This window comes from Streptomyces sp. NPDC027185 (genome assembly GCF_055567035.1).
On sequence record NZ_JBVHRF010000019.1, the window covers coordinates 1 to 3,460 of the forward strand.

A 3,460-nucleotide genomic window follows, 5' to 3' on the forward strand; every position below is an offset into this window, starting at 1 on the left:
GGGCAGCATCGGCGAGGGCGGCGGGGATCGTGGAGCCGAACTGGTGGTAGTACGCGAGGTCGAGGGCGTCGCGGTCGAGGCTGCCGCAGCGCTTCACCAGATTGCTCAGGTTCTGTCCTTGGTGTTCCGCCGGCCCGTCCAGGAGCTTCTTGAGGTCGCTGATGAAACTCCGCTCGTCGTCGGTGAGGAGGGGGGCGGGGGGCTCTGCGTCGAGGGTTGGTGTTGGTTCGGTGGGGGCGGACGCCATATGGGTATCAGCGCCGACCACATCGAGAGAGGCTGTGTCGAGGGCGTCTTGCAGGTTGTGTCCGGTCAGCTTCTGGTAGGCGTCCTTGACGGCCTGGATCTTGGCCTGGTCCCCGTTCAGGCCCTGGAACATGCCCCGGGCTGCCGCCGTGTCCCCGGGGGTGTCGTTGCGCTTGAGGAGGTGGAGGCGTGCGGCGAACGCGGCGGCCTGCGGCTGCTTCTCGCGTGGGATTCCCTCGACGACGTGGTTCAGGTCGATGTCCCACCGACCGCCCCGTTCCGCCGGTCCGTAGAGGCGGTCGAGAACGGCGAGGGCGCCTGTCGGGCCAGCGGTGAGGGCGGCGGGGATCGTGGAGCCGAACTGGTGGTAGTACGCGAGGTCGAGGGCGTCGCGGTCGAAGACGTCGCGGTCGAGGCTGCCGTAGCGCTTCGCCAGATTGCTCAGGTTCCGTCCTCGGTTGAGCGCCGGCCCGTCCAGGAGCGTTGTGAGGTCGATGATGAAACTCTGCTCGGCTGTCTCGAAGGCGCCATGCAGATCCTGTCCGGGCAGCCCCCGGTAAGCGTCCTCGACGGCCTGGATCTTGACCTGGTCCCCGTTCAGGCCCTGGAACATGCCCCGGGCTGCCGCCCAGTCCCCGGAGGTGCCCTTGCGCTTGAGGAGGTGGAGGCGTGCGGCGAACGCGGCGGCCTGCGGCTGCTTCTCGCGTGGGATTCCCTCGACGACGTGGTTCAGGTCGATGTCCCACCGACCGCCCCGTTCCGCCGGTCCGTAGAGGCGGTCGAGAACGGCGAGGGCGCCTGTCGGGGCAGCATCGGCGAGGGCGGCGGGGATCGTGGAGCCGAACTGGTGGTAGTACGCGAGGTCGAGGGCGTCGCGGTCGAGGCTGCCGTAGCGCTTCGCCAGATTGCTCAGGTTCTGTCCTCGGTGGAGCGCCGGCCCGTCCAGGAGCTTCTTGAGGTCGCTGATGAAACTCCGCTCGTCGTCGGTGAGGAGGGGGGCGGAGGGCTCTGCGTCGAGGGTTGGTGTTGGTTCGGTGGGGGCGGACGCCATGCGGGTATCAGCGCCGACCACATCGAGAGAGGCTGTGTCGAGGGCGTCTTGCAGGTTGTGTCCGGTCAGCTTCTGGTAGGCGTCCTTGACGGCCTGGATCTTGGCCTGGTCCCCGTTCAGGCCCTGGAACATGCCCCGGGCTGCCGCCGTGTCCCCGGGGGTGTCGTTGCGCTTGAGGAGGTGGAGGCGTAGGGCGAACGCGGCGGCCTGCGGCTGCTTCTCGCGTGGGATTCCCTCGACGACGTGGTTCAGGTCGATGTCCCACCGACCGCCCCGTTCCGCCGGTCCGTAGAGGCGGTCGAGAACGGCGAGGGCGCCTGTCGGGGCAGCATCGGCGAGGGCGGTGGGGATCGTGGAGCCGAACTGGTGGTAGTACGCGAGGTCGAGGGCGTCGCGGTCGAGGCTGCCGTAGCGCTTCGCCAGATTGCTCAGGTTCTGTCCTTGGTGTTCCGCCGGCCCGTCCAGGAGCTTCTTGAGGTCGCTGATGAAACTCCGCTCGTCGTCGGTGAGGAGGGGGGCGGAGGGCTCTGCGTCGAGGGTTGGTGTTGGTTCGGTGGGGGCGGACGCCATGCGGGTATCAGCGCCGACCACATCGAGAGAGGCTGTGTCGAGGGCGTCTTGCAGGTTGTGTCCGGTCAGCTTCTGGTAGGCGTCCTTGACGGCCTGGATCTTGACCTGGTCCCCGTTCAGGCCCTGGAACATGCCCCGGGCTGCCGCCGTGTCCCCGGGGGTGTCGTTGCGCTTGAGGAGGTGGAGGCGTAGGGCGAACGCGGCGGCCTGCGGCTGCTTCTCGCGTGGGATTCCCTCGACGACGTGGTTCAGGTCGATGTCCCACCGACCGCCCCGTTCCGCCGGTCCGTAGAGGCGGTCGAGAACGGCGAGGGCGCCTGTCGGGGCAGCATCGGCGAGGGCGGCGGGGATCGTGGAGCCGAACTGGTGGTAGTACGCGAGGTCGAGGGCGTCGCGGTCGAGGCTGCCGCAGCGCTTCGCCAGGATGCTCAGGTTCTGTCCTTGGTTGAGCGCCGGCCCGTCCAGGAGCGTTGTGAGGTCGATGATGAAACTCTGCTCGGCTGTCTCGAAGGCGCCATGCAGATCCTGTCCGGGCAGCCCCCGGTAAGCGTCCTCGACGGCCTGGATCTTGACCTGGTCCCCGTTCAGGCCCTGGAACATGCCCCGGGCTGCCGCCCAGCCCTCGGAGGTGCCCTTGCGCTTGAGGTGGTGGAGGCGTAGGGCGAACGCGGCGGCCTGCGGCTGCTTCTCGCGTGGGATTCCCTCGACGACGTGGTTCAGGTCGATGTCCCACCGACCGCCCCGTTCCGCCGGTCCGTAGAGGCGGTCGAGAACGGCGAGGGCGCCTGTCGGGCCAGCATCGGCGAGGGCGGCGGGGATCGTGGAGCCGAACTGGTGGTAGTACGCGAGGTCGAGGGCGTCGCGGTCGAGGCTGCCGCAGCGCTTCACCAGATTGCTCAGGTTCTGTCCTCGGTTGAGCGCCGGCCCGTCCAGGAGCTTCTTGAGGTCGATGATGAAACTCTGCTCGGCTGTCTCGAAGGCGCCATGCAGATCCTGTCCGGTCAGCTCCCGGTAAGCGTCCTTGACGGCCTGGATCTTGACCTGGTCCCCGTTCAGGCCCTGGAACATGCCCCGGGCTGCCGCCCAGTCCCCGGAGGTGCCCTTGCGCTTGAGGTGGTGGAGGCGTAGGGCGAACGCGGCGACCTGCGGCTGCTTCTCGCGTGGGATTCCCTCGACGACGTGGTTCAGGTCGATGTCCCACCGACCGCCCCGTTCCGCCGGTCCGTAGAGGTGGTCAAGAACGATGAGGGCGCCTGCCGGGGTGAACTTGCGGCTCTGCACAACGGCGGCGAGGGCGGCGGGGATCGTGGAGCCGGTCTTGTAGTAGAACTCGCGGTCGAGGGGGCCGCGGGCGAGGCTGCCAGCAGGGCGGGGATAGCTGCCCATCAGCCTGCGCAGGGTCTGTTCTCGGGTATTCCCCTGCCTGTCCAGGAGCTTTTGGAAGGAGCTGATGAAGGAGTCCACGATGGACCAGTTTTTGGTCCGCGGTTCTTTGGCTTGTGGTGTTATGCCGCTGAGCGTCAGCATCTGTGTCGTGGGTGTGAGGTGGGCGAATGCTGCTCGCTCTGCTTGGTCGCGGCGCATCCAGGCGTC

1 protein-coding gene is annotated in these 3,460 nt (G+C 67.9%); it reads right to left on the bottom strand.

The window, feature by feature from the left end; all coding sequences use genetic code 11:
- A partial coding sequence (locus ACZ4M8_RS29910; RefSeq protein ID WP_467613204.1) for a hypothetical protein occupies positions 1-3,331 on the bottom strand: 3,331 nt, incomplete at its 3' end.
- Between the last annotated feature and the right edge of the window lie 129 nt (positions 3,332-3,460).